The 242-nt window shown below is 52.5% G+C and carries 1 pseudogene; it reads right to left on the minus strand.

What is annotated here, in order from left to right:
* Window positions 1-242 (minus strand): annotated as a pseudogene (locus tag SB725_RS33490) (mechanosensitive ion channel family protein); the annotation flags it as partial.

Here is a 242-nt window from a genome sequence, read left to right on the forward strand (position 1 = left end):
TCTTCGATCTGGCCTTCGACCTCACCAACACGTACTTGTTGCCCAACCTGATACAACTCACGCACATAGATTCCCGCAAGAATCTGCCCGGCAATTTCCCGGCTTCCCAACCCCATGGCCAGTGCAACAGCCAGACCAACGGTAATCAATACAATGACGATCACATGGTTGAGCAGGTCGGTTTTAACCTCCAACTGACTGATCGCCACGGAAATACTGATGATGATCACCAGCCCCTGGGC

Source organism: Pseudomonas sp. SIMBA_041, assembly GCF_046535095.1.
Lineage (GTDB): Bacteria > Pseudomonadota > Gammaproteobacteria > Pseudomonadales > Pseudomonadaceae > Aquipseudomonas > Aquipseudomonas mucoides.